The organism is Acinetobacter sp. CIP 53.82 (genome assembly GCF_000369465.1).
Classification (GTDB): domain Bacteria; phylum Pseudomonadota; class Gammaproteobacteria; order Pseudomonadales; family Moraxellaceae; genus Acinetobacter; species Acinetobacter indicus.
On the sequence record NZ_KB850046.1, the window covers coordinates 196,959 to 213,028 of the forward strand.

General features: G+C 47.8%; 12 protein-coding genes. 10 read left to right on the forward strand and 2 right to left on the reverse strand.

The genetic code is table 11. From position 1 onward, the window contains the following. The first annotated feature begins 52 nt into the window (after nt 1–52). The 7 genes from F905_RS06580 (at nt 53) to F905_RS06610 (ending at nt 10,423) form a co-directional block, all read left to right on the forward strand. A complete protein-coding gene (locus F905_RS06580; protein WP_005178790.1) occupies nt 53–1,078 on the forward strand; it encodes a methionine ABC transporter ATP-binding protein in 1,026 nt (341 codons plus the stop codon). Further along, nucleotides 1,075–1,770, forward strand: coding sequence for a methionine ABC transporter permease (locus F905_RS06585; protein WP_005178793.1), 696 nt, complete (start codon nt 1,075–1,077; stop codon nt 1,768–1,770). The genes F905_RS06580 and F905_RS06585 overlap by 4 nt, the downstream gene beginning before the upstream one ends. 267 nt (nt 1,771–2,037) lie before the next feature. Continuing rightward, the gene (gene dnaE / locus F905_RS06590; RefSeq protein ID WP_005178797.1) at nt 2,038–5,604 is read left to right on the forward strand and encodes a DNA polymerase III subunit alpha; all 3,567 of its coding nucleotides are present in this window, start codon (nt 2,038–2,040) and stop codon (nt 5,602–5,604) included. Nucleotides 5,605–5,633: 29 nt separating this feature from the next. Beyond that, a complete protein-coding gene (locus tag F905_RS06595; RefSeq protein ID WP_005178798.1) occupies nt 5,634–6,488 on the forward strand; it encodes an RNA methyltransferase in 855 nt (284 codons plus the stop codon). Further along, nucleotides 6,481–7,290 (forward strand): serine O-acetyltransferase, encoded by an 810-nt coding sequence (gene cysE, locus F905_RS06600; RefSeq protein WP_005178800.1) that lies wholly within the window; start codon nt 6,481–6,483, stop codon nt 7,288–7,290. The genes F905_RS06595 and cysE overlap by 8 nt, the downstream gene beginning before the upstream one ends. A 107-nt stretch (nt 7,291–7,397) precedes the next feature. Further along, a complete protein-coding gene (locus tag F905_RS06605) occupies nt 7,398–8,306 on the forward strand; it encodes an ABUW_2363 family tetratricopeptide repeat lipoprotein (protein ID WP_005178801.1) in 909 nt (302 codons plus the stop codon). 113 nt (nt 8,307–8,419) lie between these two features. Further along, nucleotides 8,420–10,423: an esterase/lipase family protein gene (locus F905_RS06610; protein ID WP_005178802.1), complete on the forward strand. Its 2,004-nt coding sequence runs from the start codon at nt 8,420–8,422 to the stop codon at nt 10,421–10,423. Between the two features lie 75 nt (nt 10,424–10,498). On the opposite strand, the gene F905_RS06615 is transcribed toward F905_RS06610, so the two are convergent. Both F905_RS06615 and F905_RS15410 read right to left on the reverse strand, forming a co-directional pair. Then, on the reverse strand, nt 10,499–11,572 hold the full coding sequence (locus F905_RS06615) for a maleylacetate reductase (RefSeq protein WP_005178803.1): 1,074 nt from the start codon (nt 11,570–11,572) through the stop codon (nt 10,499–10,501). Further along, nucleotides 11,572–11,724 carry a hypothetical protein gene (locus F905_RS15410; protein WP_155756624.1) on the reverse strand — a complete coding sequence of 51 codons (153 nt, stop codon included), beginning with the start codon at nt 11,722–11,724 and terminating at the stop codon, nt 11,572–11,574. Before F905_RS15410 ends, F905_RS06615 begins: the two co-directional genes overlap by 1 nt. 207 nt (nt 11,725–11,931) lie before the next feature. Here F905_RS15410 and mutS point away from each other — a divergent pair, with 207 nt between their 5' ends. The 3 genes from mutS to F905_RS06630 all read left to right on the forward strand — a co-directional run bounded on the left by mutS (nt 11,932) and on the right by F905_RS06630 (nt 15,947). Then, complete coding sequence (mutS, locus tag F905_RS06620; protein ID WP_034597830.1) at nt 11,932–14,565, forward strand: DNA mismatch repair protein MutS; 2,634 nt, start codon at nt 11,932–11,934, stop codon at nt 14,563–14,565. A 205-nt stretch (nt 14,566–14,770) separates the two neighbouring features. After that, nucleotides 14,771–15,094, forward strand: coding sequence for a ferredoxin FdxA (fdxA, locus tag F905_RS06625; protein ID WP_005178805.1), 324 nt, complete (start codon nt 14,771–14,773; stop codon nt 15,092–15,094). A 130-nt stretch (nt 15,095–15,224) separates the two neighbouring features. Next, nucleotides 15,225–15,947 (forward strand): D-Ala-D-Ala carboxypeptidase family metallohydrolase, encoded by a 723-nt coding sequence (locus tag F905_RS06630; protein ID WP_005178806.1) that lies wholly within the window; start codon nt 15,225–15,227, stop codon nt 15,945–15,947. Nucleotides 15,948–16,070: the final 123 nt, after the last annotated feature.

A 16,070-nucleotide genomic window follows, 5' to 3' on the forward strand; every position in this document is an offset into this window, starting at 1 on the left:
CAGGCAAAGTGTACTTTGCCTGTTTTTCATTTTTGTACAGTTTCTTGACGCTATGATCGAATTTAAGAATATTTCCAAACATTATCAGCTTAAAGGCCAGACCATTCGCGCGCTGGATCAGGTCAATCTGCAAATTCCAGATGGCAGTATCTTTGGAATTATTGGTTATAGTGGTGCAGGAAAAAGTACCCTCATTCGTCTGATTAATTTGCTGGAGCGCCCGAATGAAGGTCAGGTAATCATCAATAACACTGACTTTACCGCTTTAAGTGCCAAGGCGCTGCGTCAGGAACGTGCCAATATCGGCATGATTTTCCAGCACTTTAACCTGCTGCAAACCAAAACCGTAGCGGCCAATATTGAAATGCCGATGAAACTGCTCGGCTGGTCGGCGGCAGAGCGTGAAAAACGCCTGAATGAACTGCTCGAATTTATTGATCTGAAACATAAAAAAGATGCCTATCCAGATGAGCTGTCTGGCGGTCAAAAACAGCGGGTCGGGATTGCCCGTGCCCTGGCCAATCATCCTAAAATCTTACTTTGTGATGAAGCCACCAGTGCGCTGGATCCGCAAACCACGCAATCGGTGCTGGAACTGCTAAAAAAAATTAATCGTGAACAAGGCATTACCATTGTCATGGTCACCCATGAAATGGATGTAATTGAATCAGTCTGTGATTATGTGGCCGTTATGGAACATGGCCAGGTGATTGAAACCGGTTCTACCCTGGACATTTTTAGCCAGCCGCAGCATCCAACCACCAAGAATTTTATTCAAACCGTGCTGCAACAGCAGTTACCGGTGAATATTTTAAACAATCTGGAAAACCAGAATCAGCACAGTATTTACTGCCTGAAATTTTTAGGGAAATCGGCGCAGGAAACCGTGATTCAGGCAGTAATTAAACAGTTTGATTTAAGCCTGAATATTTTATTTGCTAACATGACTGAAATTAATGGCGCGGTGATTGGGCAGATGTTTATTCAGTTGCTAGGGGACCCGGCCATTATTCAGCAAGCACTTCAGTTCCTCGAACAAAATGGGGTTCAGGTTGAACAAGCAGGAGTAGAAGGATGAGAGATTTAATTGTCCAGTGGCTCACCAGCCTGACCGCGCCGTTCTGGAAAAGCGCCCTGTCGATGGACCAGTTTGTCACAGCCTTACAAGAAACTTTCCACATGGTGTTTTTTGCCATGCTGTTTGGCTGTATCTGGGGCTTTATTCAGGGGATTACCCTGGTCGCCACCCGTCCGGGCGGTATTTTACCGAACCGCGCGATTTATCATGGCCTGAACCCGATTGTAAATGCGCTACGTTCCCTGCCATTTATTATCCTGTTAATTGCCGTTATTCCTTTAACCAAGTTTCTGGTCGGTACCTCAATTGGCACCTGGGCTGCCATTGTCCCGCTGACCATTTATGTCGGTCCGTATATTGGCCGTCTGGTTGAAACCTCATTGCTGGAAGTCAATGAAGGGATTATTGAGTCGGCACAGGCGATGGGTGCCACACCGCTGCAGATTATTTTCAAGTTTATTTTGCCGGAAGCACGTAGCTCGCTGATTCTAAACCTGACCACTGCCACCATCAGCCTGATTGGTGCAACCGCAATGGCCGGTGCCGTCGGTGCCGGCGGAATTGGTGATCTGGCCATTTCTTACGGTTACCAGCGTTTTGATACCAGCGTGGTGATTCTGACCGTCATTGTGCTGCTGATTCTGGTGCAAATTGTGCAGATGCTGGGTGAATGGCTGGCTAAACTCAGATAAGGGTTCACCTCTCTATCCAGCGCGGGACAGATCATCAATCCTCAAATTAATCACCCTCTACGGAGGGTTTTATTTTTGGCTGTTAATCACCCTCGTAGCAGCTCGAAAACATCGGTTTCCGGCCTATACAGATTACTGTTCAAGTGATGAGAAACCAATCCGCTACGTTGGCTTGAGTATCTAAAACTTCGCCATTTCCCCTTAATTTCAAACTGAAAGCCAAAATCCCGTGCTAAAATGTGCAGTGGTTTTTGCAGGGACTGATTTATGCACTTTGTTCATCTTGGTATTCATACTGAATTTTCGATTACAGAATCTATCGTACGTATACCTGATTTAGTCAAAGCCGCAGCCAGTGAAGAAATGCCTGCCCTGGCCATCACCGACCTGTCCAACCTGCATGCCGCCGTCAAATTCTATGGCAAATGTCTGGGCAAAGGCATCAAGCCGATCATGGGTTCGGAAATCCGCCTGAATGATGCCGAACATCGCATGACCTTACTGGCCATGAACAATCATGGCTGGCGTAATCTGACCGAAATCGTGTCGCGCGGTTTTATTGAAGGCCAGCAGCTGGATATTCCCTGCGTACAGAAAGACTGGGTCTTGGAGCAGCATGACGATTTAATCGCCCTGCTCGGCATTCACTCCGATGTCGGTAAAATGCTCTGTACCTCTAACCCGCAAAAAGCCGAACCTTTACTTGAAGAATGGATTGCCAAGTTTGGAAACCGGGTTTATCTGGCCCTGACCCGCACCAATCGCCCGAATGAAGAAGACTTCATTTATGAAGCGGTACAGCTGGCGAAAAAATATAATATTGGCGTGGTGGCACATAATGATGTGCACTTCATCAGCCGTGAAGATTTTGAAGCGCATGAAGCGCGCGTCTGTATTGCCGATGGTTATGTTTTGGGCGATAGCCGCCGACCAAAAAACTACAGCCCGGAGCAGTATTTTAAAACCGCTGCAGAAATGACCGAGCTGTTTGCCGACATTCCGTCTGCCATTGAAAACACCTATCACATTGCCAAGCGCTGTAATGTGACGCTGCAACTGGGCAAATACTTCCTGCCGGATTACCCGATTCCGGAAGGCCATACCATTGAAACCTTCTTTGCGCATTTATCCAAGGAAGGTCTGGAAGAGCGCCTGAACCATCTTTATCCGGTAGCGCAGCGCGATGAAGACTGGCCTGAAATCCGCAAACCGTATGATGAGCGGATTGAATACGAAATTAATATTATTAACTCGATGGGATTCCCGGGTTACTTTCTGATCGTGATGGACTTCATTCAGTGGTCGAAGAATAACGGCGTGCCGGTCGGTCCGGGTCGTGGTTCGGGTGCCGGCTCGCTGGTAGCGTACAGTTTAAAAATTACCGATCTGGATCCGCTGCGCTATGAACTGCTGTTCGAACGTTTCCTGAACCCGGAACGTGTCTCGATGCCCGACTTTGACGTCGACTTCTGTATTGCCGGCCGTGACCGCGTGATTGACTACGTGGCCCGTACCTATGGCCGTGATGCGGTATCGCAGATTGCCACCTTCGGTACCATGGCCGCTAAAGGCGCGATTCGTGACGTGGCCCGGGTTTTGGGTAAATCTTATGGTCTGGCCGACCGTATTTCCAAAATGATTCCGACCAAACCTTTGGGTCTGAGTCTGGAAGAGTCGCTGGCGGCTGAACCGCAGTTAAAAGATATTGTCACCAATCCGGGTAATCCGGACTATGACGATGCTTCTGAAATCTGGGAAATGGCATTAAAGCTCGAAGGCATTACCCGAAATACCGGTAAACACGCCGGTGGTGTGGTCATTGCACCGACCAAAATTACCGACTTCTCTGCGGTACTGTGCGATGCCGATGGCACCGGCCGGGTGGCCCAATACGATAAAGATGACGTTGAAGCCGCTGGTCTGGTCAAGTTCGACTTCCTGGGGCTGCGTAACCTGACTGTAATTGAAGATGCGGTGCAGAATATTAATAAACGGGTTAAACCCGAGATCCCGCTGGATATTGCCCATATTCCGCTGGATGACAAAGATGCCTATTTGGTCTTTGCCAATGCCAATACCACCGCGGTGTTCCAGTTTGAATCCGTGGGCATGAAAAAGATGCTGAAAGAAGCACGCCCGAGTAAATTTGAAGAAATTATTGCTTTCGTATCGTTGTATCGTCCGGGTCCAATGGACCTGATTCCGGACTTTATTCATCGTATGCATGGCGGTGAATTTGAATACCTGCATCCGCTGCTCGAAGGCGTACTGGAGCCAACTTACGGGATTATGGTGTATCAGGAACAGGTGATGCAGGCCGCACAGTACTGTGCCGGCTATACGCTTGGTGGTGCAGACTTGCTGCGCCGTGCCATGGGTAAGAAAAAACCCGAAGAAATGGTCAAGCAGCGTAAAATCTTTATTGAAGGTGCAGCCCAAAAAGATATTGATGAAGCCACCGCCAACCATATTTTCGACTATATGGAAAAGTTCGCCGGCTATGGTTTTAACAAATCACACGCGGCTGCCTATGCGTTAGTGGCCTACCAGACCGCCTGGCTCAAAGCCCATTACCCGGCTGAGTTCCTGGCTGCCGTCATGTCCTCGGAAATGCAGAACACCGATAACGTGGTGTTCCTGATTGATGACTGCCGCCACAATGGTCTGGAAGTATTACCACCGTCGGTGAATATGTCGCTGTATCATTTCCATGCCACCGATGACAAAACCATTGTGTATGGTTTAGGCGCAATTAAAGGCGTGGGTGAACAGGCCATGCAATCGGTGATTGATTCGCGTATCCAGCAAGGACCATATAAAGACCTGTTTGATTTCTGTCACCGGATTGACCTGAAAAAAATCAATAAACGCACCTTAGAGGCCCTGATTCGTGCCGGTGCGCTAGACTGTTTAGGCATTGAACGTTCCAGCCTGATGGTGCAGTTACCGGAAGCGGTGCAAGCTGCAGAACAGGCCCGTTCTAACCGTGAAACCGGGATTATGGACCTGTTTGGTGAAGTCGAAGAAGTGCAGCGCAAACCGGCCAAACCGGTTAAACCGTGGTCCGATGAAGTCCGCTTAAAAGGTGAAAAAGATACTTTAGGCCTGTACCTGACCGGCCACCCGATTGATGTATACCGGGCTGAGCTGAAATCCTTTATTCCGGCGCGAATTAATGAACTGAGTCCGACCCGCCGTGGGGTCACCACAGTCTTTGCCGGACTGGTGCTGGATGTGGCCAACTTCCCGAACCGGGTGGTGGTGACCTTAGATGATGGCACCGCACGAATTGAAGTATCAGCCAATCACGAGCGTTTCCAGCGCTTTAAAGACATCATCCAGGTTGAAAAAGTGGTGGTGATTGAAGGCGAAATTTATGAGCGCGAAGGTTTTGACCGTCCAATGGGGCGTCTGACCAAAGCCTTTAGCCTGAATGAAATCCGTCAGAAACGGGCTAACAGTATCAAGATTACGCTATCTGCCGAACATGACAGTAAAACGCTGAGTCGTGATGTACAGCAGATTTTGATGCCGTATACCAATATTGATATGAGCACGCATATTCCTGTGATTCTGTATGTAGATTATGGTTATGCCACTGCTGAACTGCATTTAGGCGTGCAATGGAAAGTCGCGCCAATGGATGAACTGCTGATCAAGCTACGTGATTATTTTGGTAAAGATGCTCTGCATATCGAATATCAGGTGAAATCTAAAGCCGCCCAAGCGGTGGCGCATGAGCCCAAGCCTGCCCACGTTCCGGCACCTCCAGCGGACATGAGCATGGATGATGCGCTCGATTTATATCAGGCCGAAATGGGTCAATATTCTTAATTTAAAATTTTCTTTATTCTGGACCTTGTATGAGTCAAGTCGACAATGCTGCCTTGTCAGCACATCTCTCCCATGTGCGTATTGTCATGGTCAATACCACTCTGCCCGCCAATATCGGCAGCGCCTTACGCGCCATGAAAACCATGGGCCTGTCCAAACTGGTGCTGGTCGCACCGAAGACCTATCCGCATCCGGATATTGACGCACTGGCGGCCGGTGCCACCGATCTGATTGAACAGATTGAAATTGTCGACACCCTGGAACAGGCCATTCAGGACTGTCATCTGGTGTTTGGTACCAGTGCGCGCAGCCGCACCATTCCCTGGCCGCTGCTGGATGTCCGCCCGGCTGCGGAAAAAGCCATGCAGGCCGTCACGGCATCGCATCAGGAAATTGCGGTGATTTTTGGCCGTGAAGATCGTGGTCTGACCAATGAAGAACTGGCCCTAGCCAATTACCATGTCACCATTCCGGTGAATAGCGACTACGGCGTGTTAAACGTGGCCCAGGCCATTCAGATTATCTGTTATGAAATGCGGATGGCAGCCATGGCCCGGGTAGAACAGCAGCCAGACCCTAAAGCCACCATGCAGGTTCTTGATGGCATTGAAATGGAATGGGATGAGCCTCTGGTGACCCATGCCCAGATGGAACAGTTCTATCCGCATATTGAAAAAATGCTGGCCGAGATTGAATTTATGGATCCGAAAAATCCAAGATTATTACCTTTGCGCTTGCGTCGGCTTTTTGGACGTATACAATTAGATCGTATGGAATATCACTTATTACGTGGCATTTTTAGTCGCGTACAGGCATTGAATAACGGTTCATGGAAAAAATCATCAACAACATCGACACAGGACGAGGATCAAGATAATGCTTAAACAGCTCAAAGAAGATATACAAGCTGTCTTTGCGCGCGATCCTGCTGCACGCAATACCTTGGAAGTCTTAACCACCTATCCCGGCATTCATGCCCTGATCATGCATCGGGTTGCACATGAACTCTGGAACAAAGACTGCAAGGGTTCGGCGCGCCTGCTGTCTTCATTTAGCCGCTTTGCCACCGGTATTGAAATTCATCCAGGTGCGAAAATTGGTCGCCGTTTTTTTATTGACCACGGTATGGGTGTGGTGATTGGTGAAACAGCCGAAATTGGCGATGATGTGACCCTGTATCATGGCGTGACTCTTGGGGGGACCACCTGGAACAAAGGCAAACGTCACCCGACTTTAGAAGATGGCGTGATTGTTGGTGCTGGCGCGAAAATTCTCGGGCCATTTACCGTGGGTAAAAATGCCAAAGTCGGTTCCAATGCAGTGGTAACCAAAGCGGTACCGGCCAATACCACTGCGGTCGGCAATCCGGCACGTTTTATTACCAAAGATCAGCCAAAAGATGAAGCCGAAGCACGCCGCCGTGACTATGCCGAAAGCATCGGTTTCCAGCCGTATGCGGCTACCCAGGATCAGTCCGATCCGATTCTAGACGGCATGCGGGTCTTGCTAGACCGTATTCAGCACAATGAAAAACGCATGAATACCTTATGCCAGCGTCTGTCTTTACTCGACCCAAGCTTTAAAAAGCAGCAGCAAAACGAACAGCCGTTTAGTGCTGAAGAATTAAAAATTATTGAAGATGTGCGCCGTGAATGTGAAGCACAAAGCAGCCAGTCCAAAGCTTAACAACACGGTAACAGCAAACTTCTTGCCTTCTCTTGCATGTTCGTCACAGATTTTTTAGACTGACGAACATGCTCAGCCATTTTAAAATAAATTAACGGATGAATATTATGACGCTTAAGCCTTTGGCATTTGCTCTGATTGCGACCACTTTAGTTTCAGCCTGTTCCACTGCACCAAAACAACAAAACCCAGCCAATGCACCAATTGTGTTTACCGAGCCTGATCTGACCCCTCCATTTTATGCTTTAAATCCGTTTAATTATGATGCACCTCCTCCATTTGAACTGAACCTGCAACAGGCTGCGGCCCAGCCAGTGACTAAAATGGAAGTAACTGCCCCGGATAATCCATCGAAAAAAATTACTTTAGACACCAACCGTCTGATTATTCCGACCATCAACAACAACCAGCGCAGCTTGAAGTTTGCGGTGCTGGCCGGTGAAAATGAAATTGACATCACCGAAATTGATGACTTTTTACAGATGGTCGAAGGTAAAGCACGTCACTATCCACCACGTTTTACTGACCGTCAGGAACGCCGCGGTTTTGAAGCTAAACTCAAAGAAGTCACCCAACAACTGGACAGCCTGGCGGTACAGGAAAATGCCTCTTTTGATGTGCTGATTCGTGCCTTTAAAGCCAGCGTAATGGCACGTAACCTGGACTTAGGTTCAATTTATACCACCCGTTCTCTGGCTTATGCGCAGCGCATCTTGAAAATTAACAAGGAAGATGCCGAAGCCAATTTCTGGTTTGGTTTTGCCCTGTCTGAAGGTGGTGGTCATCGTGAAGCAATTTCTTATTTAGATAAAGCCATGAAAGCCGGCGTACAGGAAGCCTATCTGGCTGCTGCCAACAACTATATTGCTTTAGAGCAAAAGAAAAATGCGGTACAGACCTTGAAAAACTACAAGATCAAGTATCCGCAAGAAGCAGCTGTGGCAGACCGTTTAATTACTGAAATTGAAAAACAGGGCCGCTGGAATGTCTGGCAAATCATGACACCGAAGGCTTAAGTCTGGTGAAAGAAAAAATAGGTCATGTTATATGGCCTATTTTTTTGTCAATTGAAAAAACCAAGAAATTCAGTATGATTAAAAAAAACTTATAAAATACGATGCGAATTCACATGACCACTATGACGTATAAGATGATGCTGGCCACCGCGCTCAGCAGTTCCATTCTCGTTGGCTGCCAAACGGTCAGTGTTAAACAGCAAGCATTAAATGTCAGCATTGCCAACGAACGGGAAAGTATTTTATCTCGTGACCGCTTGAGCGAGGCCAGCCTCAATGTCTTGTCCATGACTGGCCGTGAAGCGCAAATCTGTACCGAAAACCCGAAACAGTGTATTGATGAACTGAAGCAGATTCCGGAAATTCTGGATGAACAGCTGCTGTCCACTGCCAGCGAAGTTTATCTGGCCAAAGCCATGCAACTGGCCGATTCTTCCAATTGTAAAATCGGAATTTTAAGCAAACACCAGTCCGAAGAAAAACAGCAATTACAGCAGCAGAACTATCAAAAATGCCTCGACCAGCAGCTGTTTATGCTGGATAAAAGTATCCGTTATAGCTATGCCTATATGTTCAAAACCGAACGGGCGCCACAAGACCGGATTTTTGACAACCGTCAGGTACAAATCCGCGACTTTTATAATCAGGCCATTGCCAAACTGGTGTCCAGCTATACCCTGCGCTATCAACCAGATGTGGTGGCCAGCCAGATTCAGGTCGGTGAAAGTACCTATCATATTGACTTCAATTATTTTCCAACCTTAAAACAGCAAAAAATCGAGCAGTTAAGAGCCACCTATGACCTGAACTTTTCAGGCTTGCGCTCCATTACCCGTCGTGATGGTTTTGGCTCGGAATTTCTGGTCATTCTGCCGGAGCAACGCGCAGATCAGCCAGAGAAAGCCCGTTATATTATTGATCCTTTAAGCCATCGTTATCCAAACAATCAGAATCCGAATATCCATCAGGCCCGTTATCTGGCGGCAACCCTGGTGGCTGAACCGCAGCAGTTTGGCAATGTAGAGGATATCCTGAACAAGGATTTTCGCCTGCGCGCCTATGATCCCTATAAATATGAACAGGCCCGCATTGCCAATAAAAACTATCCGCTGGCGGCTAATTTTTCTGCGCCTTATGGACTGTGGCTGGCGGAAAATAATCTGCTGAAATCGGCTTATCTGTCACTGATTGACCGTGATGACAAGCTGGCCATGCCGCATTTATATTTTCTGGAACCATATAATCCAAATAAAAAAGTGCTGGTTTTGGTGCATGGTCTGGCCAGTAGTCCGGAAGCCTGGATTCGCTTAACCAACGATATTATGGGTGATCCAGTGTTACGCGAGCATTATCAGGTCTGGCAGGTGTTTTATTCGACCAATATGCCAATTATTGAAAGCCGTTTCCAGATTCATGCTCTATTGACCCAAGCCTTCCAGCAGGTCAATCCCAAAGCCGCGGCGAAAAAAGATGCGGTGCTGGTCGGCCACAGTATGGGCGGGATTATTGCCCGACTCCTGGTCAGTGATGCCGATGTGTCCAAAGAAGCCCTGTCGATGATGAGTGGCCGACAACTGGCCAAATACCGCCGTATTCCCGTGATTCAGCAGCGCCTGATTATGCAGGATATTCCTAACTTTAACCGGGCAATTTTCTTGGCCGCTCCGCACCGCGGCACCGAATATGCCGATCGCTGGTTTACCAAAGTGGCGCGTAAAATTATCCGTTTACCGGGGGCATTTTTAAATGCGGCCACCGATTCATTGTTAAATGAAGACCCGAGCCTGAAAGATCTGGTCAATGAACTAGATAAAGGCCTGATTCAAAATGGCCCAAGCGATTTAAGCCATCAATCCAAATTTATTGCCTTAACTCAAGATATTCAGCCACGTAAAGGACTGAAATATCATAGTATTATGGGCAATACCAGTCAGAGTAACGACCCTGCTCTCATCACCGATGATATTGTGGCCTATGAAAGTGCGCATCTGAAACAGGCCCAGTCTGAAAAAATTATTACCGGCGGCCACTCGATTCAGGAAACCCCGGAGGCGGTATTAGAACTGCGCCGGATTTTACGCTTACATTTGCAGGAGCTGGGTTTATATAAACCTTAACCTGCCAATAAAAAACCGAAGCCTTCAACCGCTTCGGTTTTTTATCTCTGGAAGATGGCTACATATTGCCACATATTAAAGTGTGGCAGGAGGCAAACCGGCATAAGCCTGCAGCAACAGCTGCTTTAATTCGTCATCGTCATATTCACGCGGATTATAATACGGCGAATCACAAATCATCCGGGCAATGTCCGCCGGGGCATGTTCCGGTAACCCTAAGTCTTTTAAGGCCAAAGGAATTTGCAGGCGCTGGTTTAATTGATAGATAAAACGGCCCAGCTCCTCCCGACTGTCAACACCCAGTGCAGCGGCCAGTTGATCCATCGCCTGTACATCGGCATGGCGGTTATAATGCACCGAATAGGCCAGTATAATCGCGTGGGTTTGTGCATGAGGCAGGTTAAAGGTACCCCCCAGGCTATGACAGATTTTATGGTGAATCGCCATACCCACCGAACCCAGACAAATCCCAGCCAGCCACGCGCCATAGCTGACCTGTTCACGCAGCTGGATATCTTTCGGATGTTGTACCAGTTCCGGTAAAGCGGTGGCTAGACAGCGAATCGCCTCCAGCGCCATCAGGCTAATCACCGGATTTTTATTTTCTGCATACAAAGCCTCCACCGCATGCGCCATGGCATTCATGCCCGAACAGGCAGAAATCTCTGCCGGCAGATTCAGGTTAAGCGCTGGATCATAAATCACGATTTTCGGTAACACCTGTGCAGCTTTGCCGGTGGTTTTCAGCTGATTTTCCGTAATACCATATACCGGGGTCATTTCACTGCCCGCATAGGTGGTCGGAATTGCCACAATTGGCAGATGGGTGTCCAGTGCAATGGCTTTGGCTAAACCAATAGCCGAACCGCCACCCAAAGCCAGACAGCAATCCACCTGTAATTCTTGTGCTGCCTGAACCGCCTGCCGTGCCACCTCTGCCGGCACGTGCATTACCGCATGAGCATAAACCGTAACGGTCAAATCACCAAGTTGCCGGGCCAGCTGCTCAGCGGCCTTCTGCTGGCCGGGCGTGGCAATCAGCAGAATCTTGTGATAACCGGCCTGCTTGAGAATATCCTGCGTGCGCTTGGCTTCCCCCGCACCAAAATACACCTGTACTGGCAAAGCCTGATAATAGAATTTGGGCATCATGGGCTCATCTTCATGTTGTTCTTTACCCCAGTATAGAGTGCCTCTCCTGCTGCTTCGAGCGCATTGCTGCAACGCTGCTTTCCATATTTCCTGGTCTTCTCTGCTGCAATCTTCATCAGCTGTATTGCTCGCTTAATTTTCTCCGCCATAAGCTGCTCAGTTTCAGCACAGATTTTCCAGAATCGGTTTTTTCCGCCTAGCTAAATTTGTTAAGATGAAGCGCTTGTTGGGTCGTCAACAGCATCGACGTGCAGGATTTAAACACGATGTTTTATCTGCTCCAGCTGGCCCAAATGACATCCACGCGGTGAAAGCCATTCCAACACCCATGCGTTAATTGAAGGAACTGAATGTACATGAACATGCAAGAAATTGTGGCTGACTTATCTTCGCATACCCCGATGATGCAACAATATTTAAAAGTGAAGATACAACATCCACATTCTTTAATGTTTTATCGAATGGGTGATTTCTACGAATTATTTTTTGATGATGCGCACAAGGCGGCCAAACTGTTAGGCATTACCCTGACCCATCGCGGTAAGGCCAATGGCCAGCCAATTCCGATGGCCGGCGTGCCCTATCATTCTGCCGAAGGTTATCTGGCGCGACTAGTCAAAAAAGGCGAAACCGTGGTGATCTGCGAGCAAATTGGCGAGGTAACTGGCAAAGGCCCGGTGGAACGTGGCGTAGTACGGATTATTACCCCCGGCACACTCACCGATGATGCCCTGCTCAACAGCTATCAATCTTCCAATCTGGTCGCGCTCTGTTTACAGCAGAACCAGATCGGGATTGCACTGCTAGATTTAAGTGCCGGTATTTTCAAGGTCCAGCAGCAGGAGTATCAACCGGAACAGCTGGCGATTGAACTGTCGCGTCTCATGCCAAGCGAAATTGTGGTCGATGAAGATATTGTCGATCCGAATATCATCGAGTCTGTTAAAAAACAGCTGGATTGCCCGGTTACCAAACGTCCAAATGTCGATTTTAACCTGAATAATGCCCAGAAAACCCTGTGTGACCAGCTAGGCGTAGCTACCCTATCTGGCTTTGGGATTGATCATTTGCCTTTGGCCAAAGCCGCCGCCGCCGCCTTGATTCACTATGCCAAAGAAACCCAAAGAACGGCGTTGCCGCATATCCGCTCGATTCAGCTGGAACAAAGTAGCGATTTTATTGCGCTAGACCCGGTGACCCGGCGTAATCTGGAACTGATTGAACCTTTATTTGAACACGGCACCTCACTGTTTCAGCTGATTAATGACTGCCAGACCGCGATGGGTGGTCGTCTACTTAGCCGCACCTTAATGCAACCGCTACGTGATACCGCACTGCTGGATGCAAGGCTGGATGCGACCGAAGCGATTTTAACCGGTTATCACGATGCACCAATTCGTCTGGTACTGAAAGAAATTAGTGATATTGAACGTGTGCTGAGCCGGGTCGCTTTAGGCAGTGCGCGCCCACGTGATCTGGTGCAGCTGCGTCAGGCCTGTGCCCAGATTCCGTATTTACGTCATGCCGTGCAGCCGATTGTCAGTGCCGGCCAATCCAAATATTTACAACAGCTGAATGAAGAACTGGGCGATTTTCAGGGCCTTTACCAGCGTTTAATGGCGGCCATTGTGGAACAGCCACCGGTGTTGCTGCGTGATGGTAATGTCATTGCCGAAGGCTTTGACAGCGAGCTGGATGAGTTACGTCAAATCCGTGATCATACCGGCCAGTTCCTGATTGATCTGGAAATTCAGGAGCGTGAACGTACTGGCATCAACACGCTTAAAATTGGCTATAACCGCGTTAGTGGCTACTATATTGAACTGTCCCGTGCGCAGGCTGAACAGGCACCGGAGCATTATATTCGCCGTCAGACCTTAAAAAATGCCGAGCGTTATATCACCCCAGAACTGAAAAGTTTTGAAGACAAAGTATTATCGAGTGAATCACGCGCGCTGGCACGGGAAAAAATGCTGTTTGAAATGCTGCTGGATGAGCTGCGTCAGGACATTGGCAATTTGCAGATGATGAGCAGCGCCATTGCCCAGATTGATGTGCTGGCCAACTTTGCCCATCAGGCCCGCCTGAAAAACTGGACCCGTCCGGAATTTTCACCGGAAATTGGAGTCAAGATTGTCGCCGGCCGTCATCCAGTGGTGGAAGCCTTGAGCAAAACCGCATTTACCCCAAATGACACCACACTGGATTTTAACCATCGTATGGCAATTATTACCGGGCCGAATATGGGCGGTAAATCGACCTTTATGCGCCAGACCGCACTAATTGCCCTGCTTGGCTATTGTGGCAGTTATGTGCCGGCTCAAGCTGCGGTGCTAGGTCCGATTGACCGGATTTTCACCCGGATTGGTTCGGCCGATGACCTGTCTACCGGTAAATCAACCTTTATGGTGGAAATGACCGAAACCTCGCAAATTCTGCATCATGCCACCAATCAGTCACTGGTGCTGATGGATGAAGTCGGCCGTGGCACCAGTACCTATGATGGCCTGTCCCTGGCCTGGGCCTGTGTGCTGGATTTAACCAAACGGATCAAATGCTTATGCCTGTTCGCTACGCATTATTTCGAGCTGACCGAGCTGGGCAAAGAATCAGGTATTGATAATTATCATGTTACGGCCAAAGAACTCAATGGCAACCTGATTTTACTGCATAAAGTCCAGCAGGGTCCGGCCAGCCAGAGTCATGGTTTGCAGGTGGCCAAACTGGCCGGTATTCCTGCCAATGTGATTAAAGAAGCACAAAATCGCCTGAAGATTCTGGAAAAGCAGTCACATCAGTCAGTACAAAAATCGGTCCAGCATGATTTATTCAGTGAACCGGTGGTAGAAACTGAAGTGATTGAACGGATTGTCGAAGTTGAAAAACCATCACCGGCCCTCGAAGCCTTACGCCAACTGGATGTCGATAATCTCACCCCACGTCAGGCTCTAGAGCAATTGTATGCCCTGAAAGAGCAGCTAAACACCTGATTCAAGACTTGAATTTCATATATGGAAAGGCTCTCATTTGAGAGTCTTTTTCATTTATAAGTTTTTTTGATGGTTTTATAGCACTTTTATCAAATTTAGTAGCACTGTCTATATCAAATATCAGTAAAAGCAATTGTTAGTTCACATCATTTTTGCCTAAAATACAGCTTAGTTATTAGAACCATATTTTTAGGTAGCTGTCGCCATGACATTTGTTGTCACTGAAAACTGTATTAAATGTAAATATCAAGACTGTGTAGAAGTATGCCCTGTAGATTGTTTCTATGAAGGTCCAAACTTCCTGGTGATTAACCCGGATGAATGTATTGACTGCGCACTGTGTGAACCTGAGTGTCCAGCCAATGCGATTTTCTCGGAAGATGAGCTACCAGAAGGTCAGGAAGTATTTATCGAGCTGAATGCTGAACTGGCAGAAAAATGGCCAAATATCACGCAAATTGGTGAACAGCCTGCTGACCGTGAAGAATGGAATGGCAAGCCGGACAAATTACAATACTTAGAAAAGTAATTTTAAAAAGATCAGCAAAAGCTGATCTTTTTTTATACCTAAAACACACATTTGATTGCAATATTTTCAATTTTTACCGAAGCTTTTAGATTAGAATGCTTAGGATTTTAGTAAACGTTTGATTTGCATAATGACGCAATTTCTCAAGGCGGTGCTCTCGCTCAGCATCGTGCCCCTGATCATGCTCGGATGTACAACCACACCGCAGAAAGGGAAAACGATTCATTCGCCTGATGGAAAACGGATTTATATCCCACAAGAAAAAATCAGCTATGAACGCAAGGTCGCACCAAAAGTGGTGCCCTATGCCTATAACAGCTGGATTGCCGTGACCGATAACCTGCGCCAGGTCCGCGAATATGAAAAATTCCTGAATGCTGAAGGCGTCGGCAATATTATTCCAAGTTTTGAATTACTGCGCACCGCACGTGACTGGCAAAAATGTGGCCGCTCGCAATACATGGTGCCCAACCGCGAATTATGGCGCAATCAGATTCCAACCTTAAAAGTCTTTAAATATCTGGTGGCCTCCAAAGTCCTGACCGATTTTGAAGTCACTTCAGTCTATCGCGATTTACCGCTGAACCAGTGCGCCGGTGGTGCCAGTTCCTCACGGCATTTATATAATTCCGCTATTGATTTCCGGATTGGGCCGGAATTTCCACAGCCGCAAGATTATGCCTTTATTGAAAATACCAAGTTCAGACTGTGCCAGTTCTGGACCCAGTATGGTCAAAGCCTGAATATGGGCTTGGGACTGTATGCTTCAGGGCAAATCCATATTGATACGCAGGGCTATCGTACCTGGGGACCGGATTTAAGCCGCTATTCGTCAATGTGCTATTACGAATAAATCCGGATCTGAATACAGAGGTGCTGCGGCGCCTCTTTTTATGTCTATTAATTCTGCAACTCTCCCGATAAAAATTGCACTCTAGGGGGAAAAGTTTAAAATGCATGCATTGCAACAAAGGTG